Below are 26,804 nucleotides of genomic sequence, written 5' to 3'. Positions count from 1 at the left end.
TCGATATCTCTGCTCATCAGGTCGCTGCGCGCGCTCGATGTCGGCGCACCGCGTCGCGATTGGAACACACCGTTCCGCAGTATCGCTGTGTGCCCGTTCGCGACGTGTCCGCAAAGGCGAGCGAGCAGTCGGCCGCAGCGCAGCGCGCGAGGCGGGACATGCCGCGTCCCGTCAGATGCAACGCGGTGCCGACGCTCACCAGAGCCCGGATGACGCCACCCAGGGCGATATCGGGATCGCGATAGTGCATGTGCCACCCGTCCCCAGCGTGGTCGGTCAACCTCGGGTACGCCGCCGCTCGAGCCAGCAGGACGTTGAGCGCCTGTGCCCGCTCGTTCTCGGTGCCGGCGTCCACGACACGTGCCCACTGACCCAGAAAGTCGAGTGTGTCGGTCAGATCGACATCGGTGGCCGTCCAATCGGGAACCAGGCCCGCATCGACGCAGCGCTCGCTCAGTTCGGTCGCCGAGGTGGGCGGCGTATTGAGCAGATCGATGCCGAGTTTCACCGCGTATTCGCCGTAAGGGTTGATATGCACAAGACCATTACATCACAGTGGGTGCATGCACAACGAACACACCTGGACAACTCATTCCACCCACCACACGAGCGAGGGGCTCGTCGGATACCAGGGCTGCCCCTGCGGAGCCCAACGCATCGTGTCGGTACCCACCGAGACCTTCGCCCCACTCGCCGAGGTTGCTCGTCGCGCCTGACCGATCACTGCAGGGTGCGAGCCACCTCGGGTACCACGGTGTCGAGGGCATAACCGATCGACAGTGCCGAGTTGGTCGAGTAGGACTTCGCGACAACCGGGTCGTCGAACACGATGGACCGTCCATCCGCCACCGCCGGAATCCGTTGGAACAAGGGATTGTCGGTCACCTCCGACGGCGACTTCTCGATCGGAAACACCACGAGCAGATCGGCATCGAGGAGATCGAGCTCCTCCCCCGACACCGGAACCGAAAACCCCTTCGGCACCAGCGCATCGATCGTCGGGCTGGTCACGAACCCGAGCTTCTTCATGAACTCGAGACGACTGTTGGACGAGATGTACGCTCCGAACCCGGTACCGCTGTAGGCACCCACGACGACCGTCTTGTCGGCGAACTCGGGATGGGCAGCAGCAGCGGCTCGAAAACGATCGGAGATCCCGACCAGCAGAGCCTCGCCCTCCGCACGCCGACCGAGAGCGGCCGCCACCATGGTGACCTGCTGTTCGAGCGAGGTCAGATAGTTGTCCGACCCTTCGGGCACACCGACGGTAGGCGCGATGGCCGACAACGTCGCATATCGTTCGGGGTCACCCGAGCTCTTCGTATCCAGAATCAGATCCGGAGCCAGTGCCGCGACCTGTTCGTAGGACGGCTCCTGGGTTCCGATGATCTGCGGCGGTGCGTCGTAGAGACCAGTGGCCCACGGGCCGACGCCGTCACCGCCGAACGCCAACCAATCGCTCGCACCGACCGGTGAGACGCCCAGCGCCAACGCAGTTTCGGCGTCGCCCCACCCGAGCGCAACGACGCGTTGCGGTGCACTGTCGATGGTCACCGCGCCGAACTTCGTCTCGACCGTGGCGGGGAACGCCGCCCCGGACCCACCCGACCCGGCGGACGGCTCGGGTGCCTCGCCCGAGCCCGAGCTACACGACACGACGGCCGTCACGGACAAGACCAGGACGAGGCCTGCGACGATCGAGCTGCGAATTCTCACACCGGAGACGGTACGACACCCGCGTTTGCTTCGGTAAGCCAACCCTACGTTCTGACCAGGCGTCCGATGCACTCCACGTGACTGGTCAGAGGAAACGCGTCGAAGGCGCGCATGTCGGTGAGCTCGTAACCCGCGGCCCGGTAGAGGCTCACATCGCGCGCGAACGACGCGGGATCACAGCCGACATGCACCACCGAACGAGGACCTCGGGCGGCGAGGGCGTCGATCACGTCGCGTCCGGCTCCCGCGCGAGGTGGATCGAGCACGACTACCGCCACCGGCTCGGCCAATGCATCCATCGACCGCTCGACGCGTCCCGGCACGAACGCGACCTGAGTGAGGTCGGCCAGCGCCGAACGCCCGTCCTCGGCCGCGCGGCGGGAGAACTCGACGCTGGTCACGTGCCCTTCCGGCCCTACCCCGGCGGCGAGAGATGCTGCGAACACCCCGACACCGCCGTAAAGATCCCACGCGCCGTCACCCGGGGACGCGTCCGCCCATTCCGTCACCACGTCGGTGTAGACCTGTGCAGCACCTCGATGGGCTTGCCAGAAGCCGGTGGCGTCGAGGGTCCAGGCCCTGCCCGAGACATATTCCGTCACTCGACCCGACCCGATCACGGCCTTCTCCGCCCGCGCCCGAGACGACGCTGCCCGACGCGCCGATGCCCCGCGTCGACCCGGAGATCTGCGCCCGGTCGTCGACAGCTGAGCCGGAGCGATCTCCACGACGTGCCGCGTACCGGCTCCGTCGAGCACCACTTGCAGTTCGGCACCCGGCCGCCACTGCTGGTCCGACAATCCCTCGAACGCTACGGAATCCATTTGCGGACAGGATAATTCGTTGACGATCGAGCTACTGCGATAGCGGTGGTAGCCGGGATGCCCGCTGGAATCGACGGCGAGTCGAACGCGGGTTCGCCACCCGGTGCCGTCGCCGGTTCCCGGTAATTCCTCGACTCGCACCTCACGCTCGACACCAGCGACGCGTCGAAGTTGCTCGGCGACGACGAACGACTTCAATCGACGACCTGCATCGGCGGTCGTGTGGGAGTAATCGCAGCATCCGGAGCCGCCCGGTCCGGCGATGGGACACCGCGTGTCCACCCGGTCCACGGACGCCGACAGGATCTCCACGGCATCGGCTCGGCAGAACGATCCGCCTCGGTCCTCGGTCACCCGGGCCACCACCCGCTCGCCGGGCAGCCCGTGACGCACGAACACGACTCGTCCTTCGTGGCGCGCCACACAGAAGCCACCATGTCCCGGCGCACCGAGTTCGACCTCGAGCAGAAGGCCGAACCAGCTCTCGGTCACTTGCCCGCCGGGGGCTCGTAGCCGCGACGCGACGCACCCGGTGCGTTGCCGAGCACCTCGCGCTTGGCCTTCTCGGACGACCGCAACTGCCAGGGCACGCTGGTGACCATCACTCCCGGTTGAAAGAGAAGTCGGGACTTCAGTCGCAACGCGCTCTGGTTGTGCAGAACCTGCTCCCACCAGTGGCCCACGACGTATTCGGGGATGAACACGGTGACGACGTCACGCGGTGAGTCGCGTCGAACACGCTTGACGTAGTCCAGAACCGGCTTGGTCACCTCTCGATAGGGCGACTCGACGACCTTGAGCGGTACCGATACGTCGCTGGCTTCCCATTCGCGCACCAGCGCGCGGGTGTCGGCCTCGTCGACGTTGACGGTCACTGCTTCGAGGGTGTCGGGCCTGGTGGCCCGCGCATACGCCAACGCGCGGAGCGTCGGCATGTGCAGTTTCGACACCAACACGATGGAGTGTGTTCGGCTGGGCAGCACTCCGTCCCATTCCTCGTTCTCGAGCTCGCGCGCCACGGTGTCGTAGTGCTTCCTGATCATCCGCATCAGGATGAAGATCGCCACCATGGCGACGATCGCGATCCAAGCGCCTGCGGCGAACTTGGTGATCAACACGATCACGAGCACCGTGGCCGTCATCGCAAGACCGACACTGTTGACCACTCGCGAACGCTGCATCTTGCGGCGCTGCTCACTGTCAGTCTCGGATCGGAGCAACCGGGTCCAGTGTCGGATCATGCCGGTCTGGCTCAGCGTGAAGGAGACGAACACCCCGACGATGTAGAGCTGAATGAGCTTGGTGACCTCGGCACCGAACACGACGACGAAGACGATCGCGGCGCCGGACAGAAAGAGGATGCCGTTGCTGAAAGCAAGACGGTCACCGCGAGTGTGCAGCTGCCTCGGTAGGTACCGATCCTGGGCCAGAACCGAACCGAGAACGGGGAAACCGTTGAACGCAGTGTTGGCCGCAAGTACCAGGATGAGGGCCGTGACGGTCGTGATGAAGAAGAAGCCGACGGGGAACCCACTGAAGACCGCCTCCGCGAGCTGCGCGATCAACGTCTTCTGCTGGTACCCCTCCGGCGCGCCGATCAACTGAATATCGGGATCCATGGCGTACTTGATGCCGATCTTCTGTGCAAGAACGATGATGCCCATCAGCAACGTGATGCCGATGGCACCGAGCAGCAACAGTGTGGTCGCGGCGTTACGCGACTTCGGCTTCTCGAATGCGGGCACACCGTTGCTGATGGCCTCCACCCCGGTCAGCGCCGCACAACCGGACGAGAAGGCGCGTGCGATGAGGAACGCGAAGGCAATTCCGTACAGGTGCGAATCCTCTGCCTTCAGATCGAAGGTTGCCGACTCTGCATGAATGTCGTCGCCGAGCACGTAGACCCGGAACAGGCCGTACGCCAACATCAGGAACATGCCACCCATGAAGGCATATGTCGGGATCGCGAACGCGGCCCCGGACTCCCGGATGCCCCGCAGGTTGATCGAGGTGATGAAGACGATGGCCACCACGGCGAAGAGCACTTTGTGTTGGGCCACGAAGGGCACCGCCGACCCGATGTTCGACGCGGCCGCCGAGATCGACACCGCCACGGTCAGGACGTAGTCGACCAGCAGCGCGCTGCCGACCGTCAGACCGGCGGCCGGCCCGAGATTGGTGGTCGCCACCTCGTAGTCACCGCCGCCGGACGGGTAGGCGTGCACGTTCTGCCGGTAGCTGGCCACCACCACGGCCATCACCACGCACACGGCGAGACCGATCCACGGAGTGAACGTGAGCGCCGAAATACCCGCCACCGACAGCACCAGGAAGATCTCCTCGGGGGCATAGGCCACCGACGACATGGCGTCCGAGGCGAACACCGGCAACGCGATTCGCTTGGGAAGCAACGTATGACCGAGCTTGTCGCTACGGAACGGCTTACCGAGCACTAGCCGCTTGGCGGCAGTCGAGACCTTGGACACGGACAGAAGCGTAGGCCGTCCGCCTGCGGACGTCTCAACCACGCGCCTGAAACTGCGTCGGAGCCCACCCTCGGTCGATCCCGGAGACGAATCCCCGATACGTTGGTGCACGCCTGCCCGTAGTGGCAGTGTCGGTCGGCAGTGGTCGACAATCGAGATCGGGACGGAGCTGGGCGTTGTACGTAGTTGTGATGGGATGTGGCCGCGTCGGCGCATCGCTGGCCGGTGCGCTCGAACGCATCGGCCACGAGGTAGCGATCATCGATCGCGACGAGGCAGCCTTTCTGCGCCTCGATCCCGATTTCGGCGGACACCGTGTCGTCGGCATGGGATTCGACCGAGATGTGTTGGTGACTGCGGGAATCGAGAAGGCCGAGGCATTCGCCGCCGTCTCCTCCGGCGACAACTCCAACATCATCTCTGCCCGCGTCGCACGCGAGACCTTCGGAGTCGACAAAGTGGTGGCGAGAATCTACGACGCCAAACGCGCCGCCGTCTACGAACGCCTCGGTATCCCGACCGTGGCCACGGTCCCCTGGGCGACCGACCGATTTCTGCACAACCTGCTACGTGACGATCCGACCACCAAATGGCGCGATCCGTCCGGCAGCGTGGCCGTCGTCCTGCTCGACTTCAACGATGCCTGGATCGGAAAGAAGCTCTCGGTCCTCGAAGAGGCGACACGTTCGCGGGCGGCCTTCGTCATCCGATTCGGCGTCGGGTTGCTACCGGACAAGCGCACCGTGATCCAGGCCGGCGACGAGGTGTACGTCGCCGCCGTCTCGGGCACCGTCGCCGAAGCAATCGCGCTGGCGGGCAACCCCCCGCCGTCGGACGACTGATGCACGACCGCACGTTCCCCACCTCCCCCATCGACCCGAACGGGAAGCCATGAAAGTCGCCATCGCCGGTGCCGGCGCAGTCGGCAGATCCATCGCACGTGAGCTGATCCGCAGCGAACACGACGTGATGCTCCTCGAACGCAAGCTCGACCACGTCGATCAGGCCGCGGTGCCGGAAGCCGAATGGGTGCTGGCCGACGCATGCGAGCTCAGCTTGCTCGAAGCTGCTCATCTCGAATACTACGACGTGGTGATCGCCGCCACCGGCGACGACAAGGCCAACCTGGTGCTCAGTCTCCTGGCCAAAACCGAATTCGGTGTCGATCGTGTGGTGGCCCGAGTCAACGACCCACGTAACGAGTGGCTGTTCGACTCCGCGTGGGGTGTCGACGTCGCGGTATCGACGCCGCGCATGCTCGCATCACTGGTCGAAGAAGCGGTCTCGGTCGGGGACCTCGTCCATCTGATGACGTTCCGCAAAGGCCAGGCCAACCTCGTCGAGATCACGCTGCCCGAGAACACTCCACTCGCGGGAAAGCCGGTCCGAAAGCTTCAATTGCCCAGGGACGCTGCCCTGGTGACGATTCTGCGCGGCGGCCGGGTGATCGTGCCGCAGCACGACGATCCACTGGAGGGCGGCGACGAACTACTGTTCGTCGCGGCGAAAGAAGTAGAGAACGAACTACGAGCTGCGGTCGGCCTGATCTGACGGCAGTGTTCCGTCGGTCCGATCCGCGCTCGACGCAGCCTCCAGCGTGTGATCGGCCCGGCGGACGGCCCAGAGCGTGACCAGTAGCGCCACTCCGGTGAGCGGCCAGCCCATGCCGATCCGTGCAACGGCCAGCCAGCCGGTCTGATCCGAGTCGTAGAGCTGCGACTGGACGACGTACCGGGCGGCGAACACTGCCGCCCACGCGATCGTCGCCACGTCGTAGAAGCGCACGGCCGATCGGTTGTGACGCCACGCCGTTCCCTTGCCGTTGAGGTAACCCCAGATGACTCCGACCAGCGGCCAGCGCGCGAGTACCGACAACACGAACGCTCCGCCGTAGACCAGCGAGGTGTAGATGCCGAACAGGAAATAGCCTTTGGCATCCCCGGTGCGGTACGCGATGAACGCGCAGATGCCGACACCGAAGAATCCTGAAATTGCAGGCTGAATGGGACTGCGCTGAACCAGACGCCACACCAGAACCGCAGCGGCCACGCCGAGTGCTGACCACAGGGCGACGGCCAGGCCGAAGAAGCTGTTGGCCGGAACGAAGACGATGACCGGCAACGTGGAATAGACGAGCCCGCTCAGACCACCGAGCTGTTCGAGAACGGTGGGGGCCACCTTCTCGACACTGTCCGGCGTCTGCGCATCGGGCGCAGGTTCCGGCGTCGTGGGAGGCGGCACGGCATCGTCGCTGTTGGTCACGACAACGAGAGTGCCATACCTGCGACGGTCAGCTGTCGTCGCGCAGTTCGTAGTAGGGGTTGTAGACGATCTTGCGGCCGTCGCGTTCACCGACGCGCCCACGAACGAGGACGGTCTTGCCCGGCTCGATACCGGCGATCTTCCGCCGACCGATCCACACGAGCGTCACCGTGTCGGTACCGTCGAAGAACTCGGCCTCGATGTTTGCGTTGGCGGCCTTGGAACACGCTTCCACGCTGCGCAATCGACCCAACATCGTGACTTCCTCGCCGCGCGAGCAATCGCATGCGCGTCGGGCACCGGAGGCTTCGGAAGATTCGGCCATCTCCTCGGCGTCGAGCTGATCGATGTCCTCGGTCAACTTTCGCGTCAACCGGCGAAAGTATCCTGCGGCAGCGGGTGCCATTGTGCGCTCCAGCGGTGTGAGTCGTTCCGCAGGCTCCACGAGCCAGCGGTAAGGGTCGTTCCGCAAGCTCCACTCCTGGAAGCAACTGCGGCGACGTGGGGGTTTGCCTCGTCAGGGCGGGTACTTCGCCACTGTAGACCCGAAGTGTCACACTGACCAACCATCGCCACGCTCGGAACCGAAGCCGTGCACAATCGTGTCGTGCACAGCCGATTCGACACCCTCGCCGCGGTCGTTCTACCTGGTACGGGATCGGACGCCCGGTTTACAGAAGACGCATTCTCGGCAGCGTTCGCCGGTGTGGGATTGACCACCATCGCCGTCGAACCCGATCCGACCGGCGTGGTCGAGAGCTACGTCGGCGCGCTGAACGCCGCAAAGCGCAGGCACGGCCGAATCGTCGTGGCAGGAATCTCCCTCGGTGCCGCGGTCGCAGCACGATGGGCTGCCGACAATGCGTCGAGCACTGCAGCGCTGGCGCTCGCTCTACCGGCATGGACCGGCGACCCGACGGGCACTCCCGCGGCCCTCAGCGCCCAGTTCACCGCTCGATCGCTGCGTGAGGTGGGGCTCGATGCCGTCACCACGGCCATGTCGTCGTCGAGCCCCGAATGGCTCGCTCGCACCTTGCGGCGATCCTGGGCCTCCCAGTGGCCGGCTCTTCCCGATGCCTTGGACGAGGCAGCGCGACACCGGAGCCTCGGGCTCGACGAGCTCGCACGGATCGAGTTGCCGACCGTCGTCGTCGGCGCGGTGGACGACGCGGTGCATCCGATCGAGGTGGCGCGGAACTGGGCGCGCGCGCTACCGAACTGCGTACTCAGAACGGTGACGCTCGACATGATCGGCAACGACGCAGGATGTCTTGGCCGTGCGGTTGTCGACGGTCTCGAACTGGGGTCGCCTCAACCGCCCAGTTGCTGAATTGCCGATCCCGATGCCCCGCGTCGCGGCGCTCGATCGCGCTCGGCCGCAGTCGACTGCGGTACCGAATTTTGCTCCGGTACCGAATTCTGTTGCGGCGCAACAGGTTCAGCCTCCGGAGCCGGCGGTGGTGGCGATTGCTGCGCCGCCGCCTGCTGTTGCGAGGCAGCAGCAAGTTGCTCGGCCAGCACCTGCGGCAACACCACCGGCAGCGGCGTTCGAACGGGATGCGGATCGGTCCCCCGGTCGACCACGGTCTGCCGAAGAATCGTATGTGCGAGTTGGACGAGCGGCTGCCCCTCGCCCACGGCACCAGACGGCCCGGCCAGCACGCATCGGACCATCCACCGATAGCCGTCGACTCCGATGAAACGGAGATCGGCGTTGGCTGTGACGCCGTGCAGCTCACGCCCCCACGGACCCGTCTCCACAGTGGTCTCGGCCTTGTCGTTGCGAAGCGATGTCGCCAGGTCTGCCGCCACCTCGCGCCACTGACCGGGCGATTTGGGTGCCGCGTACGCCGCTATGGTGATGCGCCCGAACTGGGTGACGATGTGCACTGCCTGTGGGCTGCCTGCCTGGGACATCTCGACCTGCAGCTGGCCGCCTTCCGGAAGTGGAATCAACACCGAGCCCAGGTCGAGCCGCGTCTTGGCTACGGTCTCGCGATCGTCGTCGAGGTCCTCCAGATCGTGGGGTCCGTCGGCGCCGGTGTCCGCGGGCTCCTCGTCCTCGACTCCATCGACGAATGCCTCCGCATCGGGTGCGGAGGCACTGCCGGCGTCGTTCTTCTTACGCCGTCCGAACATGTTCAGCTCTCTTCTTCTCGGTTGCTTCCACGTTGCCTGCCACCGACCGACGCCGTGGCGGAACTCACTGCTTCAGACTCGCATGGCCGCCGGTCGACCCGTGACCACCGGCCCCTCGAACGGTGTCGTCCAGCTCGTCGACCTCGACGAACGTCACCAGCTCGACCCGCTGTACGACCAGCTGCGCGATACGGTCGCCCCGGTCCAGCGCGATCGGGGTGTGCAGGTCGTGGTTGATCAGACAGACCTTGATCTCGCCGCGGTATCCGGCATCGATCGTGCCCGGGGTGTTGACGACCGACAGCCCCGATTTCGCCGCCAGGCCCGAGCGCGGATGAATCAGCCCGACTGTTCCCAGCGGAAGAGCGACCGCAATACCGGTTCCCACCAGCACACGTTCACCCGGGGCGATCGTGACCGGAGCAGTGATCCGCAGATCCACTCCTGCGTCACCCTCGTGCGCGCGGGTGGGGATCGGTAGCTCGGGGTCGAGTCGGCGGACTCGCACCTCGGTCAGCGGAGATGCAGGCCACACAGAGTTCGGGGTTCGCTCGGCAGACGGATCCATGCCGGTCTCGGGGGCTTCGTCGCTCACGTCGAACGAGACTACGCTGGCCTGCTCCAGCCTCGGTGTGGCGACTACCCTGGTGCTCGTGACTGCAGATCGACAGACCGAACCCGCGAACTCGGAGTCCGGCAACTCCACTCCCAGCACCGGGTCCACCGACTCGATGCTCTATTCCGAGCGGCTCTGGGTGCCGCTCTGGTGGTGGGCAGCGGGAGCCGCCGTGGCGGTGTTGCTGGCGGCGGAGATTCACATGGGCGCACCGGGCATCCGGGCATGGTTGCCGTACGTCGTGTTGCTGCCGCTTGTCGCCTGGGCGCTGTTCGCCTTCAGCAGGCTGCGCGTCGAGGTGGTGGCCGAAACCGGCTCGACCGACGTCGAATTGCGTGTGGGGAAAGCACACCTGCCGCTCGCTGTGGCAGCCAAGGCCGCGATCGTCCCCGGAACAGCAAAAAGTGCGGCGCTGGGCAGACAGCTCGATCCGCTGGCTTTCGTACAGCACCGCACCTGGGTGAAGCAGATGGTGATCGTGGTTCTCGACGATCCGGACGATCCGACACCGTATTGGCTGATCAGCACCAAACGTCCCGACGCGTTACTGGCGGTACTGTCCGCTCACGGCGTCGAGGCACGCTGACCTGGCACCCGACCGACGGTCGGGGAACCGACGCACAGACCCGAGCCGATGATCAGGTCTGTGCGGAGAAGATCACGCCGCGCAGTCGCGGCACATCAGTACGCCGTTGGCGTCGCTGGCCAGTCGGCTCCGGTGATGAACCAGGAAGCAGCTCGAGCAGGTGAACTCGTCCGCCTGCTTGGGAACCACTCGAACCGAGAGCTCCTCACCGGACAGGTCTGCACCCGGGAGCTCGAACGACTCCGCGGTGTCGGATTCGTCCACGTCCACCACTGCGGACTGGGCCTCGTTGCGCCGAGCTTTCAGTTCTTCGAGCGAATCTTCGGATACGTCGTCGGATTCTGTTCTTCTCGGTGCGTCGTAGTCGGTTGCCATTGTTCTCGTACCCCTCATCTTCGTGCGTGTGTGTGGTGGGAGCTGCCGTTGTGGTCGGCTTGTGGCCGTCGGCTGTGAAGAGGGCGCTTGCTCACTCCCACCGATTGTTCGTACCTGTTCGAATCGTTCGTCGTCGCGCGGTGCCCGAAACTACACCGGGTAGTTCCCAAAACTCGCCGGTTGAAACCCGATCGAGACCTCGCTCACCTGATCGATGGTGCACCGGCGTCCGATTCTCGAAGCACCGCGGCCGCCAGACAATAGCCGAAGCCGGTCACAAACTCGAAACCGAATCGCCGGTGAGTCCATTACCTGCGTGCACGCCGCAACAACACCGAGACGGCCGTCTTCATTCCACGATCCACCGAAGGCGTCACGGCGCGGGTTTTCGGCTCCGAAACGGGAGGTGCGCCCCCATCCGAGAAGGGTCGGGCCCGAGTGTGCCGCCGCCGGGCACCGCGGGCATCTACAGTAGGCACCGCGTCGGTGTGAACCGACCCTGTGACCGGTCTCGGCGCCAGCCGAAGGAAAGGCGAAGATCAACTGTGGTTTCTCTGATCACCGAAGGCCGTTCGGCCGACGATCGAGGTCGTCCGTTCCGTCGCCGCCGGGCATTTCCCATCCTCGCCGTGTTCACGGTGCTGGCGCTGCTCGGCGTGGTCGTCTGGGTCAAGGTGTTCACCACATCCGAGGCCACCTCCGCAACCGCCGAATGCAACACGCCGACCACCACGGCCGCCACCGACGGCACGCAGCCCGTACCGCTGGGTGACGAGGTCGACCCCGACACGCTGCTCGATGTCGAGCCTGCGGCACTGTCCGCATCGAAGGTGCGTGTCTTCAACGCCAACGGTGAGCGCGGCCAGGCGGCTCTGGTGGCGGCTCAGCTCATCGATTACGGTTTCGCAAGCGCACCGGACGTCCAGGTCGGCAACGATCCGGTCTACGTCGATCAGAACATGCAGTGCCAGGGCCAGATTCGGTTCGGTGCAGCCGGGGTCGCTGCGGCGAGCGCGGTATGGCTCGTCGCGCCCTGCGCCGAGCTCATCGAAGATTCCCGCACCGACGACTCGGTCGATCTCGCTCTCGGTACCTACTTCAGCGCGATCCAGCCGAACGACGACGCAGAAGAAGTGCTCCGCACACTCGCCGGTACGGCGCCGGATGCCGCGCCGCAGCCGCTCGATGCCGATCTACTCGCCGCAGCGCGCGAATCGCGTTGCTGACGTCGATTCGACTCGTCAGCCAGGAATCGGATCGAGAGCGCCTGCGCTGCGCAACGCGGCCAGGAAGGCGTTCGAGATTCCGGGGGCCATAGCCACGGTGGCGGAGCCGTGCGCACTCGTCGAGTTCGCAGCCGGCAGTCGCACCACCGCTCCGGCCTCGGTCGCGATGAGCGCACCCGCGGCCCAGTCCCACGGACTGAGCCCGTGCTCGAAGTGGGCGTCGACCGCTCCGGACGCGACCATGCACAGGTCCAGCGCTGCCGATCCGATCCGGCGGATGTCTCGTACCTGAGGCAGCAGTTCGGAGATGATCGCGCCCTGTACCGCTCGACGACCCGACCCGTAGCCGAATCCGGTGGCCAGCAACGTCATCGACAATTCGGTGACGTCCGAGCACCGCAGTTGCTCCTCGGTGCCGTCGGCCCCTCGTACGGTGGCACCGCGGCCCTTCGCAGCGGAGTAGACGAGATCGCGAGCAACGTCGACCACGGCCCCCGCCACACTGACACCGTCGATCTGAACGGCGACCGACACCGCGTAGGCCGGGATTCCGTACATGAAATTCACGGTCCCGTCGATCGGGTCCAGTACCCACCGCACACCGTCGAGCGACTCGTCCTCGCTCCCTTCCTCTTCCCCGAGAATGGAATCCGACGGCCGCAGCTGCGCCAACATCTCGCGCAGAACGCGCTCGGTTTCGGTGTCCACGACGGTCACCGGATCGGTCGGCGTGCTCTTCGACTGCACCGCGTCGTCATCGACACTCGAACCGCCACCGAACACCTGCGGTCGCCGCAGTCGCACGTGCTCGGCGGCACGCGTCGCGACGCGTTCGGCAACCTCGCGCAGCACGTCCACGTCTCGTGTGTTCGGTTCGGTGTCCGACCCTCCCGCCGGCACCGGCGTTCCGGGCAATTGCGTACTGGCGGTGTCGTTCTGCGATCCGTCTGATTTCGGCACTCGTACATCGCAACACACACCGACGGCCGAGCACCACCGCAGCGACTCACCCAACACAGTCGGGGCCGACTCGGCGTTCCACGAACACCGAATCGGCACTATTGTTCGGAAGCGACGGCACCACACGGATTCGATCAGGCCAGGAGCGGCATCCACATGACACAGGCAGGTTCGGACAACACCCCCGGCGGGGCAGCGCGCCACGGATTCGGCGTCGACGTCGGCGGCAGCGGCATCAAGGGCGGAATCGTCGACCTCGGCACCGGGGACCTCGTAGGCGACCGCTACAAGATCGAGACTCCTCAGCCGTCCACCCCGGATGCCGTCGCGCGAACCGTCGCGGAGATCGTCGCGCACTTCGAGTGGACCGGTCCGGTAGGCGTCACACTTCCCGCCGTGGTGACCAACGGCGTGGCTCGTTCGGCCGCCAACATCGACAAGTCCTGGATCGACACCGACGCCCGAGCGCTGTTCGCCAAGGCCATCGGAACCGAGAACATCACCGTCCTCAACGACGCCGACGCGGCCGGAATCGCCGAGGACAAGTACGGCGGTGGCAAAGGCAAGGACGGTGTCGTCGTGCTACTGACGTTCGGCACCGGGATCGGCTCGGCAGTGCTGCACAACGGGGTGCTGCTGCCCAACACCGAGTTCGGCCACATGGAGATCGGCGGCAAGGAAGCCGAGCACCGTGCAGCGTCGTCGGTGAAGGAGAATCAGGGGTTGTCGTACAAGGAGTGGGCCAAGGAGGTCTCGAAGGTTCTGCAGACGTTCGAGGCGCTGCTGTGGCCGGATCTGTTCATTGCCGGTGGCGGGATCAGTCGTAAGAGCGAGAAGTGGATTCCGCACCTGACGAACCGCACTCCCGTGGTGCCGGCAACCCTGCTGAACACTGCCGGGATCGTCGGTGCCGCACTCGCTGCGGACAGCGCAGTTCCGTCCGCAGAAACCGGCACATCCGCTGGATCGGCCCACTGACACGCGGCGTCGCCACCCGCGTAGGACGAGGGTCGGTAACAAACTCCTGAGAGGTCGTTACAATGGTGTGTGCCGGTACGCAGCCGGCCAGAATCCGAAGACCTCTCCGCCGGAAACAACTCTGGCGTGACGCCGCACGACTTCGTCACGAAAGGGCGTACGTGGCAGCCACCGATATCCGTCAGACCGTAGATTCCGAGACCGAGTCTGCGGCACCTGCACCTGCTGTCAAGGCACCCGCTGCGAAGGCACCGGCAAAGAAGGCTCCGGCAAAGCGCGCCGCAGCCAAGAAGGCACCGGCGAAGAAAGCCGCAGCGAAGAAGACAGCAACTCCCGCGACCGGGGACGACGCCGATGAGAGCGCACCCGGAATCGAGGACATCGACATCTCCGAAGGCGACCTGGCTGCTGCCGCCAACGATGTCGTAGAGGTCGTCGCTGCCGGTGACGACACCGAAGAGGACGCCACCAGCGAGCCGACCGCCGAGGACAAGGCGTCGGGCGACTTCGTGTGGGACGAGGAGGAATCCGAGGCGCTGCGTCAGGCACGTAAGGATGCCGAGCTCACCGCATCGGCAGACTCCGTCCGCGCATACCTCAAGCAGATCGGCAAGGTCGCCCTCCTCAACGCGGAGGAAGAAGTCGAACTGGCCAAGCGCATCGAGGCAGGCCTGTTCGCAGTCGAGAAGATGCGCGAGTCCGCGGAGAAGGGCGAGAAGCTCCCCGTCGCGCAGCGTCGAGACATGACGTGGATCTGCCGTGACGGCAATCGCGCCAAGAACCATCTGCTCGAAGCCAACCTTCGACTCGTCGTCTCGCTGGCCAAGCGCTACACCGGTCGCGGCATGGCCTTCCTCGACCTGATTCAGGAGGGCAACCTCGGTCTCATTCGCGCGGTCGAGAAGTTCGACTACACCAAGGGCTACAAGTTCTCCACGTACGCCACCTGGTGGATCCGACAGGCCATCACTCGGGCCATGGCCGATCAGGCCCGCACGATCCGTATCCCGGTTCACATGGTCGAGGTCATCAACAAGCTCGGCCGCATCCAACGCGAATTGCTTCAGGACCTGGGCCGCGAGCCCACTCCCGAAGAGCTCGCCAAGGAAATGGACATCACGCCCGAGAAGGTGCTGGAGATCCAGCAGTACGCGCGTGAGCCGATCTCCCTCGACCAGACCATCGGTGACGAGGGCGACAGCCAGCTCGGTGATTTCATCGAGGATTCCGAGGCTGTCGTCGCTGTGGACGCGGTGTCGTTCACACTGCTGCAGGATCAGCTTCAGTCGGTACTCGAGACGCTGTCCGAGCGCGAGGCAGGCGTGGTTCGCCTGCGCTTCGGCCTCACCGACGGCCAGCCGCGCACCCTCGACGAGATCGGACAGGTGTACGGGGTCACCCGTGAGCGAATCCGCCAGATCGAATCCAAAACGATGTCCAAGCTGCGTCACCCGTCCCGTTCACAGGTCTTGCGCGACTACCTGGACTGAGTGACCCGATTCACCGAACGACGACCGTCGATCCTCGCGATCGGCGGTCTTCGTCGTCGTCAGGACACGGTGTCATCACATCGGCGGTGTCGTCACAGAGGTGGTGTCGTCACAGAGGCGGTGCTGCGAAGGTTCCGTCCGGCCCGGGTCGATAGTCGAGCACTGCCGTGACGGCCGCGATCGGTAGCGGTCCGTACAGATGTGGAAAGCGCATCGACTCCGGATCGGACGGCACGCCGGGTTCCCATCGAACGGGTGCGTTCAGTCGAACCGGATCCAGACGGAGCAGAACCAGATCCTCACGCCCCGGGAACAGCCGATTTGCAGGTAGATGCACTTGCTGCGGCGTCGACAGGTGAACGAAGCCCACCTCGCCGTACGAGTCCGGTACGTATTCGGCCTGCCCCCGCATCGACAACCACTCCCCCGCGGTGCAGATGTGGACGAGGTCGTGCTGCTTACTGGTCACCGTTTCATTCTGCCGGGTGGAGCCACCGTCAGGGCGGCGGAACGTCGACAAGACCGCGATCTCTGCCGGATGGGAGCCCACCGACGACCACCGCCGCAATGACGGCCACGATTCCGACAGCCTCCAGGGTGGTGGGAATCTGAGTCAGCACCACGGCGCCGACCACCGTGGCCGTAGCCGGGAGAAGCGCCAGCAGCAGAGCGAATCGGGCCCTTCCGACTCGCACCAGGACGTACTGATCGAGAACGTACGGAACCACACTCGACAGCAGACCCACGCCCAATCCCAGAACCCAGATCCGCCAGTCCCCCAGGGCATCGGCATGAGCGAGCGCAAACGGCCCGAACAACGGCACGGCCAGAATCACCGACGCGATGCCGAACCCGGCCGCCATGTCGTCGAGACCCTGACCGGCATCGGCAACGGACTTACCCAGGACGATGTAGGCGGCCCACAAGGCCGCCGAGCCCAGCGCGAATGCGATTCCCACGAGGCCCACTTCGCCGCCCTCGAACTGCGCGGAGGCGATGGCACCGACACCGGCGACGACCAGGAGCAGCGCACACACGTCGGCCGGCTTCCTCGACCCGGCTGCTGCAACCGCGATGGGCCCGAGAAACTCGATGGCTACGGCCGCGCCCAGCGGTAGCCGGGCGATGGCCTCGTAGAACATCGCGTTCATGCCGATCGTCGCACCGCCGAATGCAGCTGCCGTACACAGTCGCCGCACGGACCACGTGCCGCCCGCACCGGCGCGGTGCCGCCAGGGCCGCCGCCAGATCACCAACACCAGCGCCGCACCGAAACCACGCAGCCACGCCACCGCGGCCGGATCGACGGTGTCGAACAAGAACACACCGATCGCCGCACCGACGTACATGCACACCGCGCCGATCACGAACAGCGACGGAATACCCAGCTTCGATGCGCCGGACAGCGATTGAGAAGTCGAAGCCACAACGGAGACCCTACTGCCGCGGCTCGCTGCGAGCCGTGTCTGCTCTCAGCGAACAGATTTCACGGCGTTCCAGCTCGTGAGGCATGTTTCGTGTTAGTGACAACACAAAGAAACGCGCTCGGGAACAACGCATGACCGCCATACGTCTGACAGAGTGAACGAACCGCGCCATACCGACGCGGCGGACCGGCCCCAGGCGAACGGGACAACCCGCAAGCCAGTACGGAGGAGTCATGCCCGGAACATTGACCAGCCCACAATTGACAGCAGCGGACCGGTGCGACCGGTGCGGTGCAGGGGCTCGCGCGCGTGTCGTGCTCTCGACCGGTGGAGAACTTCTCTTCTGCGGTCACCACGCCGCCGAGCACGAAGCCCGTCTGCGTGAAGTGAACGCAACGGTGATGACCGAATCGGACTCCACGGTGTAATCCACCGAGACGTCGGGGGAAACAGGTTCGCCACGATCGAATCTCACGAAAAAGCGGACGGTCTTCGGACCGTCCGCTTTTTCGTGCGCGCTCTACATCTTTCGCAACTGAGCGATCCGCTCGCCCAACTGATCGGCCGACGCCATCGCCGTCGGCGGGCCGCCGCAGATGCGTCGCAGATCGCCGTGAATCACGCCGTGCGGCTTTCCGGTGCGATGGTGGTACACCGCAACCAAACTGTTCAGTTCACGCCTCAGGCCGGCCAGCTGGCCCGCACTGGCGGCCCTGTCGTTGACGACGGGAGGGGCCGGAACGGCCGGGCCCGCCGCGGGCTTGTCGATCTGTTCCTGCTGACGCTGACGCAGCAGGTCCCGCATCTGCGTGGCGTCGAGCAGACCGGGCAGCCCGAGGTAATCCGCTTCCTCGTCGCTGCCCGAGAACGTCGCGGTTCCGAACGAGGAACCGTCGTAGATGACCTGGTCGAGTTCGGCGTCCGCGCCCAGGGAGGTGTACGCCTTCTCCTCCTCGCCGAGTTCGTCCTTCTGCTTGTTCGCATCGGCCAGAAGCTCGTCGTCGAATCCGTCCTTCTCGCGATGCGGCTTGCCGAGAATGTGGTCACGCTGCGCCTCGAGCTGAGATGCCAGATCCAACAGCACCGGTACCGAGGGCAGGAAGACACTCGCCGTCTCCCCCTTACGCCGCGAACGCACGAATCGACCGATCGCCTGCGCGAAGTACAGCGGAGTCGACGCACTGGTCGCGTACACGCCGACGGCCAGACGCGGAACGTCGACGCCCTCGGACACCATGCGAACGGCAACCATCCACCGCTGGTCGCTCTTGCCGAACTCGGCGATCCGAGCCGAGGACGTGGGATCGTCCGAGAGGACGATGGCCGGCGTCTCCCCCGTGATCACCTCGATGAGCTTGGCGTATGCCCGCGCTACCGTCTGATCGGTGGCGATCACCAGCCCGCCCGCGTCGGGCATTCCGCCCGCACGCAGCTGAGCCAGCCGTGTGTTGGCGGCCAACAACACTGCGGGCATCCAGTCGCCCTGCGGGTCGAGTGCCGTCCGCCATGCCCGCGCGGTCTGCTCGGCACTGAGCGGCTCGCCCAGTCGGGCGGTGTATTCCTCGCCCGCACTGTCGCGCCAACGCGCCTCGCCGGAATACGCCAGAAACACCACCGGTCGAACGACACCGTCGGCCAACGCGTCGGAATACCCGTACGCGTGGTCCGCCTTGGACCGCATCAACCCGTCCTGGTCCGGTTCGTAGTTGACGAACGGAATGGGACTGTCGTCGCTACGGAACGGCGTACCTGTCAGTGCGAGGCGTCGAGTGGCGTCGCCGAAGGCCTCGCGAATGCCTTCTCCCCAGCTCTTCGCATCGCCGCCGTGGTGAATCTCGTCGAGGATCACGAGGGTCTTGCGCGCTTCGGTGCGCACCCGATGCTTGAACGGATGCGAGGCGATCTGTGCGTACGTCACGACCACGCCGTGATAGTCGCTGGACGTCTGACCGGTCGAGTTCGAGAAGCGTGAGTCCAGAGCGATCCCCACCCTCGCCGCCGACTCCGCCCACTGATGCTTGAGGTGCTCGGTGGGTGCCACGACGGTCACCTGGTCGACCGTGCGATGGGCCAGCAACTCCGCAGCCACGCGCAGAGCGAACGTCGTCTTACCCGCGCCCGGTGTCGCGACGGCCAGGAAGTCCTTCGGTGAGGCCACCAGGTACTTCGTCAGCGCACGCCGCTGCCACGCGCGCAGCGGCGCTCCCCCGCTCACGGGGGCAGCTGCCTGCTCGGATTGTGGTGTGGGATCGAACATGTCAGCGCTCACTGGCCGCCGGTTCCTGGCATCGATGTACTTCCTCGCGCTCTCGGTAGCCCTGCAGTGTCCGCCGTGGAGCCTATCGCTCCACACCGACCGATCCCGCATCGCTGGGGTGAACCGGACGCGACACGGCGGGTCGGTCGTTAGGCGAAGACGCCTTTCGTCAGGAATGCTGGAGAGACCATGAGTGAGTCAACAGGCACAACGCCGACACCGGAGCGGTTGTCGGCGAGAAAGCCGATACGTGCGGTGTGGAAAGTGACTCTGCGCACCCTGAGCAAAGCGTGGGACGACTCGATCTTCAGCAAGGCCGCCACGGCAGCGTTCTGGCAGACCCTCTCGCTGCCGCCGCTCCTTCTCGGTGTGCTGGGCAGCCTGGGATTCGTCGGCGGATGGTTCGGCCCCAACACCGTCGACATCATCGAGTCCAAGATCATCACCTTCAGCAACACGCTCTTCAGCAGCAGCGTTGTCGATCAGATCATCGCTCCTACCGTCCGAGACGTCCTCGCGCAGGGAAGCGGCGAGATCGTCTCGGTGGGATTCCTGCTCTCGTTGTGGGCCGGCTCGTCGGCGATCTCGACATTCGTGGACTCCATCGTCGAAGCGCACGGACAGGCCGACGCGCGAAATCCCGTCTGGCAAAGGTTCTTCGCCTTGCTTCTCTACGTCGGCTTTCTCGTGATCGCGGTCTTCGTGCTCCCACTCGTCGCGCTCGGACCGGTGTACGTCCAGCAGATTCTGCCCGATTCGTGGATCACGTTCGGCAGCGAACTGATCGACTTCTTCTACTACCCGGCCGTCGGTCTGCTGCTGATCATCGGCCTGACCACGCTGTACAAGCTCGCCCTGCACACCTCGCTGCCGTGGCACCGACTGCTCGGTGGGGCTCTGCTCGCAGGCGTGTTCTTCATGATCGCCAGCGCGGTGCTCCGCCGATACCTCACCTGGGTGACGAGCACGGGGTACACCTACGGTGCGCTGGCCACGCCGATCGCATTCCTGCTGTTCACGTTCTTCCTCGGCTTCGCCGTCGTTCTCGGAGCCGAGTTCAACGCCACGATTCAGGAGTTCTGGCCGGCCCGGGCAACTCGAATGGACCAGATGCGCGAGTGGATCGCGGCGCAGGCAGCGACCGACGAGAAGCCGTCGGGACCGATGACGGCCGTTGCTCGACGGCTCGCCACGGGACCGATCAAGCTGGCCGGAGATCGTGGCCGGCCGGATCGCCGCGAGCCCACCGCCGAGTAGGTCGTCACTCGCCTTTCTTCAGGCCCTCGTAGATCTTCTTGCAGTCGGGGCACACGGGAGATCCGGGCTTCGCGGACTTGGTGACAGGAAACACCTCACCGCACAGCGCGACCACGTGTGTACCCATCACGGCGCTCTCGGCGATCTTGTTCTTCTTCACGTAGTGGAAGAACTTCGGCCGGTCGTCCTCGGTGGTCTCGTCCGGCGCAATGTCGGGACGGTCCTTCGTCTGAGTGCTCATGAACACAGATTAATCCGTGGATCCACAGCGAGGGGTAACCGGTTCCACAGCTCGTCGTATGCATTCTGTGAGCGGTAGTGCCACAGTGGAGGTATGACGAGAACCCCAGGGTTCGACGGCAGCGCGTACAGCGACTCGCCGGATGGGCCTGTACTGATCACCGAGGCACAGCAGTCGGTCGAAGAGCAGCACAAGAAGCGTGTACGCAAGTACATGTTCATCATGTCCTTTCGAATCCCGGCGTTGGTGTTGGCTGCCCTCGCCTACGGAATGTGGATGAATCCGTGGATCTCCATGGCGATCGTCGGCGTGTCCATTCCGCTGCCGTGGATGGCGGTGTTGATCGCCAACGATCGACCGCCGCGCACGAAGGACGAAATGAGCCGGTACGACTATCGAACCGTGGACAAGCCACAGTTGGAATCGAGCAACCACCGCGTGATCGAACCGGGCGACGACTGACGCCTGCCCGGAGTGCCGATGCGACACTTGCGTTGTGACTGCACCGACTTCCACGCCCCCGCTGATCGCCGCATGCTCGCAACTCCGGGAGGCCTTCGAGCGAACCGGGTACGACGCGGACGGCGTTCTGACGATGCTCGGCGACGACGCTCACGCGGCACTCGGACGCAGTGAGCCGGTTCCGGTCCGCAACGCCAGCCGAGATTCCGGCCCGTTGGGCGTTCTGGTGCGCCTCTTCCTTCTCGTCGACGACTGCCCCGAGTCCGACGTCGCCGACGCCATCGCACCCTTGAGCGTCGCCGACGCCGTGGCGGCCGGCATTCTCCACCGCACCGGATCAGCAGTGCGGACGTTGCTCGACATTCGACCGCTCGATGCCGGACACGGCACTCGGTGGATCGTCTCGGATCCGGACGGCAGCATGCGGGTAGCCGAGACCGCGGCCGACCACGTGTTGGGCGTCGGCCAGGCATCGCTGTCACTTCTCCGGGGGACGCCCACGTCCCCGGTCTCGACCGTTCTGGACGTCGGCACCGGCTGCGGCGTCCAGGCCGTCCATGCGTGTGGCTACGCCGAGCAGGTGACCGCAACCGACATCAGCCCGAGATCCATGGATCTCGCGGCAGCGACGATGGCGCTCAACGGCCTCGACGTCGAGTTGTTGCACGGATCGTGGTTCGAGCCGGTAGCAGGACGGCGGTTCGATCGCATCGTGGCCAACCCACCGTTCGTCGTCGGACGCGCCGAAGTGCAGCATTCCTATCGTGATTCCGGCCTCGATCTCGACGGCGCAAGCGCACTGATGATCGGGCAGGCCCCGGAGCACCTGGCCCCGGGCGGCACGGCTGCCGTCCTGGCCTCCTGGGTCCATGTCCGAGGTGAGGACTGGCGCACGCGGGTGGCGTCGTGGCTGCCTGCGCACGGGGTCGACGCCTGGGTGGTCGAACGCGACGTCGCCGATCCGGCCCTCTACGTCGGTACCTGGATGCGCGACGGTGGCCTCGACCCCCGCGATCCCGACGCGGCCGCGGTTGCGCAGTCCTGGCTCGACCATTTCGCTGCCGCCGACGTGGAGGGAATCGGTTTCGGCTTCGTCTATCTCCGCCGTACCGATACACCGACCGATCTTCTCGCCGAGGAACTCACGCATGGCTTCTCGGACCCTCTCGGCAACGAATCGATCGAGTACTTCGCGCGGTTGGACTGGCTGCGCGAGCACGACATTCTCGATTCGGTACTCACTCTGGACCCGAACACTGCACTCGAACGCGTCTATCTACCCGGCGACGAGGGTTGGGCTCCGGTGGCGGTGCGAGTTCATCGCGGCAACGGCCCGCAATGGCAGCACGACGTCGACGAACTCGGTGCAGCATTGCTCGCCGGGCTCCGACCCGATGGTCTGCCGGTCGGTGAACTGGTCGAGTTGCTCGCTGCCGCGCACGACGAAGACCCCGAGGATCTGGCTGCGCACGCCGTGACGATGATGCAGGGGCTCGTCCGGCACGGGCTGGTTCGGCCGGCCCGATGAGACCGCCGCGGAGTGCCTCGCGCGAGGCGCTGTTCCCACCGGTCTCAGTTCTCAGCAACTTCTCAGGACGACCATGACGTAATCCCTGGTCACACGGGTATCAGAAGGATCGGCGTGGGAACTTATCGGAGTCTCCCGAGCGTTGAACCTTGTGAGACACCACCGACCAGGAGGCAAGTCATGACCAGCCCCAGCACCACGATTCGTCCACGGCCCACCGATGCCGATCTGGACGCCCAGAGCCCGGCAGCCGACCTCGTTCGCGTATACCTCAACGGGATCGGTCGCACGGCACTGCTGACGGCTGCCGAAGAAGTCGATCTCGCGAAGAGGATCGAGGCTGGTCTGTATGCCAAGCAGGTTCTCGAGAACACCAAGCGCCTGAGCGCGGTCAAGAAGCGCAACCTCGCCATCATCGTTCGCGACGGTAGCGCCGCGCGGAGCCACCTGCTCGAAGCGAATCTTCGCCTGGTCGTCTCTCTTGCCAAGCGCTACACCGGTCGCGGCATGCCCCTGCTCGACCTGATCCAGGAAGGCAACCTGGGTCTGATTCGCGCGATGGAGAAGTTCGACTACGCCAAGGGCTTCAAGTTCTCCACGTACGCGACGTGGTGGATCCGGCAGGCCATCACCCGCGGCATGGCAGATCAGAGCCGCACGATCCGGCTGCCCGTCCACTTGGTGGAACAGGTCAACAAGCTGGCCAGAATCAAGCGTGAGCTCCATCAGCAGCTCGGCCGTGAGGCGACCGACGAGGAGTTGTCGAGCGAATCCGGCATCGCGGTGGAGAAGATCGCCGATCTGCTCGATCACAGCCGCGACCCGGTCAGCTTGGACATGCCGGTCGGCAGCGACGAGGAAGCACCCCTGGGAGACTTCATCGAGGATTCGGAGGCGACGTCGGCCGAGAATGCCGTCATCGCCGGTTTGCTGCACAGCGACGTTCGAGTAGTGCTCGGCACACTCGACGAGCGTGAGCAGCAGGTCATTCGACTTCGCTACGGCCTGGACGACGGGCAGCCCCGCACTCTCGATCAGATCGGCAAGCTGTTCGGTCTCTCCCGTGAGCGTGTTCGTCAGATCGAGCGCGAGGTGATGGTCAAGCTCCGGCAGGGCGACCGCGCCGAGAAGTTGCGGTCCTACGCCAGCTGATCGCAGCCACCGACCGGTGGAGCAGCGGTGACCATCCCCGTTCGCGCCACCTGACGCGGTAGCCGAGCCGACATTCCCTCCCCCCGGGGACGTCGACTCGGCTTCCGCCTTTTCGAAGCCCGTCTCGTTCAACGCAGCCGACGCGGGCCGAGATCTGCCTTGGTCGGTTCGGGCCCGATACGCACGCGTGCATCGGTGATCTGCGCGCCGTCTGCGGAGGCCAACACCGGCTCGCACGAAATCTCCCGAATATCCGGGATGTCCTCTGCGAGTGCGGATATGCGCTGAACCAGATCGATCAGGGCCTTCTTGTCGACAGGCACCGCATTGCGGTAACCGGACAGTAGCGGTGCCGCCTTCGGCGCGTCGATCAATTGGGCAGCTTCGTCCTCGGTCAGTGGAAGTACCCGAAACGCTCGGTCACCCAACAGGTCCGAGATGACTCCGGCCAGACCGAACGAGATGAGCGAGCCGAACGACGGGTCGTCCTGGACCCGTACGACACAGCCGATTCCTTTGACCGCCATCCGCTGCACGTGCAGCAGTGGCTCTCCCGAATCGGCCGCCAGATTGCGGTACGCCACCCGCACTGCGGACGCGTCGGCCATGTCCAGACGAACTCCCCCGAGATCGGGTCGATGCCGCCACCGCTCCCCCGTCGCCTTGACCGCCACCGGGTAGCCCAGTTCGTCGGCTGCCGCCACGGCCTCGTCCTCGTCGGTCACGACGCGGAACGGCACGACCTCGAGCCCGTAACAGGCGAGCAGTTCTGCGGTCTCGAAATCCGACAGCCAGCGTCCCCGGTTGCCGGCCGAACGCCATCGCTCGACCAGGCTCTTGGCACCCTCGGAATCGATGCTCTTGGGCCGAACCAGGTTCGACACCGGTCGCGAACGCCACGCGGAGTAGCGCCAGGCCGCGGCCAGAGCAGCAACCGCCCGTTCCGGGCTCGAATACGAGGGAACCGAACCACGAATCGGATGACCGCTCGGTCCCCGCACGGCCAGTACGTCGGGAATCCCTTCGGTGGCGAGAAACGTCGACAGCACGGGCTTGTCGGATCCACGGACGGCGTTTCCCAGAGCTGTCGCGAACGGTTCGACCTCGACGGCAACCGGAGGTACGAACACGACGATGACGGCATCGATGTCCGACGCAGCCAGTGCCGCCGAGACGGCCTCGGCGAAATTCTCGGGACCGGCTTGTGGGCCGACGTCGATCGGGGTGCTCGCATGCAACCCCTTGGCCCGCGCAGCATCGACCGCCAGCACACCGAGCGCCGTCGAGTTGCCGACGACTGCGACCCTCGGTCCGACCGGCAGAGGCTGATTACCGAACAGGACTGCGCAGTCGAACAATTCCGAGATGGTGTCGACCTGGATGACACCTGCCTGTGCGAACAGAGCGCGCACGATCGAATCGTCGATATCGGCGCCGATCGCATGTGCGGGCGGAACGGCTCCGCGTCCACTCTTGACGGCGATGATCGGTTTGCTGCGCGCCACCCGGCGGGCGATTCTGGTGAACTTTCTCGGGTTACCGAAGCTCTCGAGGTACAGCAGGATCACCTCGGTTGCCGGGTCCGAGTCCCAGTACTGCAGCAGATCGTTGCCGGACACGTCGGCTCGGTTGCCTGCCGAGACGAATGTCGAGAGACCGAGCCTGCGGTTGGCGGCCTCGTCCAGGATCGCGATGCCGAGAGCGCCGGACTGGCAGAAGAAACCGACGTTGCCGGGCGTCGGCAGATGCGGAGCGAGAGTGGCGTTCAACCCGAACTCGGGGTCGGTGTTCGCCACTCCCAGCGCATTGGGCCCGATCAAACGCATCCCGTGTGCCCTCGCTGCGAGTACCAATCTGCGCTCGCTCTCCTGCCCCGCAGGCCCCGTCTCGCCGAATCCACCCGACACCACCAGCAGTGCCTTCACACCTTTGTCCAGACAGTCGTCTAGTACCGCGTCGATGGCGTCGGCCGGCACCGCTGCGATCGCGAGGTCGACCGGGTCGGGAATGTCGTGCACCGTGGCGTACGCACGAACGCCGCGGACCGAGCGGTGGTCTGCATTGACCGGATAGACCGGTCCGGTGAAGTTGCCCGCCAACAGATTGGCGAGCACCGCGTTACCCACCTTCGAGCTGTCCGTCGACGCTCCGATGACGGCCACCGACCGGGGGCTGAGCACGTTGCGTACGCTGCGGGCCTCGGCGGCGCGCTCACGTGAATTGCGCACCGACAGCAGTGCCTCGCTCGGATCGATGGCAAATTCCAGCCGCAGTACCCCACCCTCGAAGGACCTGCTGACCTGGTAGCCCGCTTCCCGGAAGACCGTGACCATGTTCCGGTTCTCGGCGAGCACCTCGGCGACGAACATGCTGACGCCGTTCTCGGCGGCGGCTCCGGCGAGATGCTCGAGCAGGATCGGTCCGAGTCCGCGGCCCTGGTGTGCGTCGGCAACGACGAAGGCCACTTCGGCCGAGTTGCCGTCGCCCTCGGGCAGCCGTTCGTATCGGCCGACCGCGATGATGTCGTCGCCGAGTACGGCCACGAACGCAACGCGGTCGTGGTGATCGACGGTGGTGAAGTTGAGCACGTCCCGCTGGGGCATGGTGGGGTACGGACCGAAATATCGGAGGTACCTCGTCCGTTCGGAGAGTCGCCCGTGGAAGGCGACGATGCGCTCGGAGTCCGACGGGACGATGGGACGAAGATGCACGACGCCACCGTCGGAGGTCAGTACGTCGGCAACCCAGTGGCGCGGGAACGACGTTTCCGCGCGCTCTCGTGCCAGGTCCTGTGCGCTGGGCTCAGCGGCAGGTTCGTCGGA

28 protein-coding genes are annotated in these 26,804 nt (G+C 65.3%); 13 read left to right on the top strand and 15 right to left on the bottom strand.

The window, feature by feature from the left end:
• Positions 1 to 16 precede the first annotated feature (16 nt).
• Positions 17 to 538 (bottom strand): CGNR zinc finger domain-containing protein, encoded by a 522-nt coding sequence (locus ACQR3T_RS06470; RefSeq protein WP_428692802.1) that lies wholly within the window; start codon positions 536 to 538, stop codon positions 17 to 19.
• Between the two features lie 25 nt (positions 539 to 563).
• Here ACQR3T_RS06470 and ACQR3T_RS06465 point away from each other — a divergent pair, with 25 nt between their 5' ends.
• Complete coding sequence (locus ACQR3T_RS06465) at positions 564 to 716, top strand: hypothetical protein (protein ID WP_428692801.1); 153 nt, start codon at positions 564 to 566, stop codon at positions 714 to 716.
• 4 nt (positions 717 to 720) lie between these two features.
• On the opposite strand, the gene ACQR3T_RS06460 is transcribed toward ACQR3T_RS06465, so the two are convergent.
• The 3 genes from ACQR3T_RS06460 to ACQR3T_RS06450 are packed head-to-tail and all read right to left on the bottom strand — an operon-like array spanning position 721 to position 5,026.
• A complete protein-coding gene (locus ACQR3T_RS06460) occupies positions 721 to 1,716 on the bottom strand; it encodes an iron-siderophore ABC transporter substrate-binding protein (protein ID WP_428692800.1) in 996 nt (331 codons plus the stop codon).
• 44 nt (positions 1,717 to 1,760) lie between these two features.
• Positions 1,761 to 3,032 (bottom strand): class I SAM-dependent RNA methyltransferase, encoded by a 1,272-nt coding sequence (locus tag ACQR3T_RS06455; protein WP_428692799.1) that lies wholly within the window; start codon positions 3,030 to 3,032, stop codon positions 1,761 to 1,763.
• Complete coding sequence (locus tag ACQR3T_RS06450; RefSeq protein WP_032378442.1) at positions 3,029 to 5,026, bottom strand: APC family permease; 1,998 nt, start codon at positions 5,024 to 5,026, stop codon at positions 3,029 to 3,031. The genes ACQR3T_RS06455 and ACQR3T_RS06450 overlap by 4 nt, the downstream gene beginning before the upstream one ends.
• 176 nt (positions 5,027 to 5,202) lie before the next feature.
• On the opposite strand from ACQR3T_RS06450, the gene ACQR3T_RS06445 reads away from it, so the two are divergent.
• Both ACQR3T_RS06445 and ACQR3T_RS06440 read left to right on the top strand, forming a co-directional pair.
• Positions 5,203 to 5,868 carry a potassium channel family protein gene (locus ACQR3T_RS06445; RefSeq protein WP_032377740.1) on the top strand — a complete coding sequence of 222 codons (666 nt, stop codon included), beginning with the start codon at positions 5,203 to 5,205 and terminating at the stop codon, positions 5,866 to 5,868.
• Positions 5,869 to 5,917: 49 nt separating this feature from the next.
• Entirely contained in the window at positions 5,918 to 6,577 is a 660-nt protein-coding gene (locus ACQR3T_RS06440; protein ID WP_428692798.1) for a potassium channel family protein, read from the top strand.
• Here ACQR3T_RS06440 and ACQR3T_RS06435 read toward each other — a convergent pair.
• Both ACQR3T_RS06435 and ACQR3T_RS06430 read right to left on the bottom strand, forming a co-directional pair.
• Positions 6,551 to 7,204 (bottom strand): DUF3159 domain-containing protein, encoded by a 654-nt coding sequence (locus ACQR3T_RS06435; protein WP_428693073.1) that lies wholly within the window; start codon positions 7,202 to 7,204, stop codon positions 6,551 to 6,553. The genes ACQR3T_RS06440 and ACQR3T_RS06435 overlap by 27 nt on opposite strands.
• Before the next feature lie 112 nt (positions 7,205 to 7,316).
• On the bottom strand, positions 7,317 to 7,694 hold the full coding sequence (locus tag ACQR3T_RS06430; protein WP_032378440.1) for an OB-fold nucleic acid binding domain-containing protein: 378 nt from the start codon (positions 7,692 to 7,694) through the stop codon (positions 7,317 to 7,319).
• A 201-nt stretch (positions 7,695 to 7,895) separates the two neighbouring features.
• Here ACQR3T_RS06430 and ACQR3T_RS06425 point away from each other — a divergent pair, with 201 nt between their 5' ends.
• The gene (locus ACQR3T_RS06425) at positions 7,896 to 8,618 is read left to right on the top strand and encodes an alpha/beta fold hydrolase (RefSeq protein WP_428692797.1); all 723 of its coding nucleotides are present in this window, start codon (positions 7,896 to 7,898) and stop codon (positions 8,616 to 8,618) included.
• On the opposite strand, the gene ACQR3T_RS06420 is transcribed toward ACQR3T_RS06425, so the two are convergent.
• Both ACQR3T_RS06420 and dut read right to left on the bottom strand, forming a co-directional pair.
• Positions 8,600 to 9,427 (bottom strand): DUF3710 domain-containing protein, encoded by an 828-nt coding sequence (locus tag ACQR3T_RS06420; RefSeq protein ID WP_428692796.1) that lies wholly within the window; start codon positions 9,425 to 9,427, stop codon positions 8,600 to 8,602. The genes ACQR3T_RS06425 and ACQR3T_RS06420 overlap by 19 nt on opposite strands.
• 64 nt (positions 9,428 to 9,491) lie before the next feature.
• Positions 9,492 to 10,022, bottom strand: a complete 531-nt coding sequence (dut, locus tag ACQR3T_RS06415; RefSeq protein WP_371829152.1) for a dUTP diphosphatase — start codon at positions 10,020 to 10,022, stop codon at positions 9,492 to 9,494.
• A 136-nt stretch (positions 10,023 to 10,158) separates the two neighbouring features.
• Between dut and ACQR3T_RS06410 the strand changes: the two genes are divergently transcribed.
• Positions 10,159 to 10,629: a DUF3093 domain-containing protein gene (locus ACQR3T_RS06410; protein WP_032378437.1), complete on the top strand. Its 471-nt coding sequence runs from the start codon at positions 10,159 to 10,161 to the stop codon at positions 10,627 to 10,629.
• Positions 10,630 to 10,701: 72 nt separating this feature from the next.
• On the opposite strand, the gene ACQR3T_RS06405 is transcribed toward ACQR3T_RS06410, so the two are convergent.
• A complete protein-coding gene (locus ACQR3T_RS06405) occupies positions 10,702 to 11,004 on the bottom strand; it encodes a DUF4193 domain-containing protein (protein ID WP_027496891.1) in 303 nt (100 codons plus the stop codon).
• A gap of 545 nt (positions 11,005 to 11,549) precedes the next feature.
• On the opposite strand from ACQR3T_RS06405, the gene cei reads away from it, so the two are divergent.
• Positions 11,550 to 12,230 (top strand): envelope integrity protein Cei, encoded by a 681-nt coding sequence (gene cei / locus ACQR3T_RS06400; protein WP_032377737.1) that lies wholly within the window; start codon positions 11,550 to 11,552, stop codon positions 12,228 to 12,230.
• Between the two features lie 15 nt (positions 12,231 to 12,245).
• On the opposite strand, the gene ACQR3T_RS06395 is transcribed toward cei, so the two are convergent.
• Positions 12,246 to 13,088 (bottom strand): inositol monophosphatase family protein, encoded by an 843-nt coding sequence (locus tag ACQR3T_RS06395; protein WP_080734503.1) that lies wholly within the window; start codon positions 13,086 to 13,088, stop codon positions 12,246 to 12,248.
• A gap of 258 nt (positions 13,089 to 13,346) precedes the next feature.
• Between ACQR3T_RS06395 and ppgK the strand changes: the two genes are divergently transcribed.
• Both ppgK and ACQR3T_RS06385 read left to right on the top strand, forming a co-directional pair.
• Entirely contained in the window at positions 13,347 to 14,168 is an 822-nt protein-coding gene (gene ppgK, locus ACQR3T_RS06390; protein ID WP_032377736.1) for a polyphosphate--glucose phosphotransferase, read from the top strand.
• 161 nt (positions 14,169 to 14,329) lie between these two features.
• A complete protein-coding gene (locus ACQR3T_RS06385) occupies positions 14,330 to 15,658 on the top strand; it encodes an RNA polymerase sigma factor (protein WP_037173914.1) in 1,329 nt (442 codons plus the stop codon).
• A 109-nt stretch (positions 15,659 to 15,767) separates the two neighbouring features.
• Here ACQR3T_RS06385 and ACQR3T_RS06380 read toward each other — a convergent pair whose 3' ends face one another.
• Both ACQR3T_RS06380 and ACQR3T_RS06375 read right to left on the bottom strand, forming a co-directional pair.
• Positions 15,768 to 16,127 (bottom strand): DUF952 domain-containing protein, encoded by a 360-nt coding sequence (locus ACQR3T_RS06380; protein ID WP_428692795.1) that lies wholly within the window; start codon positions 16,125 to 16,127, stop codon positions 15,768 to 15,770.
• Between the two features lie 28 nt (positions 16,128 to 16,155).
• The gene (locus ACQR3T_RS06375) at positions 16,156 to 17,085 is read right to left on the bottom strand and encodes an EamA family transporter (RefSeq protein ID WP_052065092.1); all 930 of its coding nucleotides are present in this window, start codon (positions 17,083 to 17,085) and stop codon (positions 16,156 to 16,158) included.
• Positions 17,086 to 17,318: 233 nt separating this feature from the next.
• Between ACQR3T_RS06375 and ACQR3T_RS06370 the strand changes: the two genes are divergently transcribed.
• Complete coding sequence (locus tag ACQR3T_RS06370) at positions 17,319 to 17,513, top strand: DUF7455 domain-containing protein (protein WP_032377734.1); 195 nt, start codon at positions 17,319 to 17,321, stop codon at positions 17,511 to 17,513.
• Between the two features lie 92 nt (positions 17,514 to 17,605).
• Here ACQR3T_RS06370 and ACQR3T_RS06365 read toward each other — a convergent pair whose 3' ends face one another.
• Positions 17,606 to 19,342, bottom strand: a complete 1,737-nt coding sequence (locus tag ACQR3T_RS06365; RefSeq protein ID WP_032403290.1) for a DEAD/DEAH box helicase — start codon at positions 19,340 to 19,342, stop codon at positions 17,606 to 17,608.
• Positions 19,343 to 19,531: 189 nt separating this feature from the next.
• On the opposite strand from ACQR3T_RS06365, the gene ACQR3T_RS06360 reads away from it, so the two are divergent.
• Positions 19,532 to 20,599: a YihY/virulence factor BrkB family protein gene (locus ACQR3T_RS06360; RefSeq protein WP_052065093.1), complete on the top strand. Its 1,068-nt coding sequence runs from the start codon at positions 19,532 to 19,534 to the stop codon at positions 20,597 to 20,599.
• A gap of 4 nt (positions 20,600 to 20,603) precedes the next feature.
• Here ACQR3T_RS06360 and ACQR3T_RS06355 read toward each other — a convergent pair whose 3' ends face one another.
• Positions 20,604 to 20,840, bottom strand: coding sequence for a DUF3039 domain-containing protein (locus ACQR3T_RS06355; protein ID WP_032378432.1), 237 nt, complete (start codon positions 20,838 to 20,840; stop codon positions 20,604 to 20,606).
• A 93-nt stretch (positions 20,841 to 20,933) separates the two neighbouring features.
• On the opposite strand from ACQR3T_RS06355, the gene ACQR3T_RS06350 reads away from it, so the two are divergent.
• The 3 genes from ACQR3T_RS06350 to ACQR3T_RS06340 all read left to right on the top strand — a co-directional run bounded on the left by ACQR3T_RS06350 (position 20,934) and on the right by ACQR3T_RS06340 (position 23,982).
• Positions 20,934 to 21,302, top strand: a complete 369-nt coding sequence (locus tag ACQR3T_RS06350; protein WP_032377732.1) for a DUF3099 domain-containing protein — start codon at positions 20,934 to 20,936, stop codon at positions 21,300 to 21,302.
• A gap of 34 nt (positions 21,303 to 21,336) precedes the next feature.
• Positions 21,337 to 22,830, top strand: a complete 1,494-nt coding sequence (locus ACQR3T_RS06345) for a DUF7059 domain-containing protein (protein WP_428692794.1) — start codon at positions 21,337 to 21,339, stop codon at positions 22,828 to 22,830.
• 180 nt (positions 22,831 to 23,010) lie between these two features.
• Positions 23,011 to 23,982, top strand: a complete 972-nt coding sequence (locus tag ACQR3T_RS06340; RefSeq protein ID WP_032377730.1) for a sigma-70 family RNA polymerase sigma factor — start codon at positions 23,011 to 23,013, stop codon at positions 23,980 to 23,982.
• Positions 23,983 to 24,110: 128 nt separating this feature from the next.
• Here ACQR3T_RS06340 and ACQR3T_RS06335 read toward each other — a convergent pair whose 3' ends face one another.
• Entirely contained in the window at positions 24,111 to 26,768 is a 2,658-nt protein-coding gene (locus ACQR3T_RS06335) for a bifunctional GNAT family N-acetyltransferase/acetate--CoA ligase family protein (protein ID WP_032378431.1), read from the bottom strand.
• Positions 26,769 to 26,804: the final 36 nt, after the last annotated feature.

It is taken from the genome of Rhodococcus sp. IEGM1428 (genome assembly GCF_050321865.1).
Taxonomy (GTDB): Bacteria; Actinomycetota; Actinomycetes; order Mycobacteriales; family Mycobacteriaceae; genus Rhodococcoides.
The sequence above is the reverse complement of the archived record's forward strand: the minus strand, read 5'-3'. Positions and strand labels throughout refer to the sequence as shown.

Coding starts and splice junctions, on each gene's coding strand:
- ACQR3T_RS06405 (WP_027496891.1), bottom strand. CDS start 11,004: ATGGCAACCGACTACGACGCACCGAGAAGAACAGAATCCGACGACGTA.
- ACQR3T_RS06350 (WP_032377732.1), top strand. CDS start 20,934: ATGACGAGAACCCCAGGGTTCGACGGCAGCGCGTACAGCGACTCGCCG.
- ACQR3T_RS06355 (WP_032378432.1), bottom strand. CDS start 20,840: ATGAGCACTCAGACGAAGGACCGTCCCGACATTGCGCCGGACGAGACC.
- ACQR3T_RS06410 (WP_032378437.1), top strand. CDS start 10,159: ATGCTCTATTCCGAGCGGCTCTGGGTGCCGCTCTGGTGGTGGGCAGCG.
- ACQR3T_RS06440 (WP_428692798.1), top strand. CDS start 5,918: ATGAAAGTCGCCATCGCCGGTGCCGGCGCAGTCGGCAGATCCATCGCA.
- ACQR3T_RS06360 (WP_052065093.1), top strand. CDS start 19,532: ATGAGTGAGTCAACAGGCACAACGCCGACACCGGAGCGGTTGTCGGCG.
- ACQR3T_RS06430 (WP_032378440.1), bottom strand. CDS start 7,694: ATGGCACCCGCTGCCGCAGGATACTTTCGCCGGTTGACGCGAAAGTTG.
- ppgK (WP_032377736.1), top strand. CDS start 13,347: ATGACACAGGCAGGTTCGGACAACACCCCCGGCGGGGCAGCGCGCCAC.
- ACQR3T_RS06420 (WP_428692796.1), bottom strand. CDS start 9,427: ATGTTCGGACGGCGTAAGAAGAACGACGCCGGCAGTGCCTCCGCACCC.
- ACQR3T_RS06365 (WP_032403290.1), bottom strand. CDS start 19,342: ATGTTCGATCCCACACCACAATCCGAGCAGGCAGCTGCCCCCGTGAGC.
- ACQR3T_RS06370 (WP_032377734.1), top strand. CDS start 17,319: ATGCCCGGAACATTGACCAGCCCACAATTGACAGCAGCGGACCGGTGC.
- ACQR3T_RS06340 (WP_032377730.1), top strand. CDS start 23,011: ATGACCAGCCCCAGCACCACGATTCGTCCACGGCCCACCGATGCCGAT.
- ACQR3T_RS06465 (WP_428692801.1), top strand. CDS start 564: ATGCACAACGAACACACCTGGACAACTCATTCCACCCACCACACGAGC.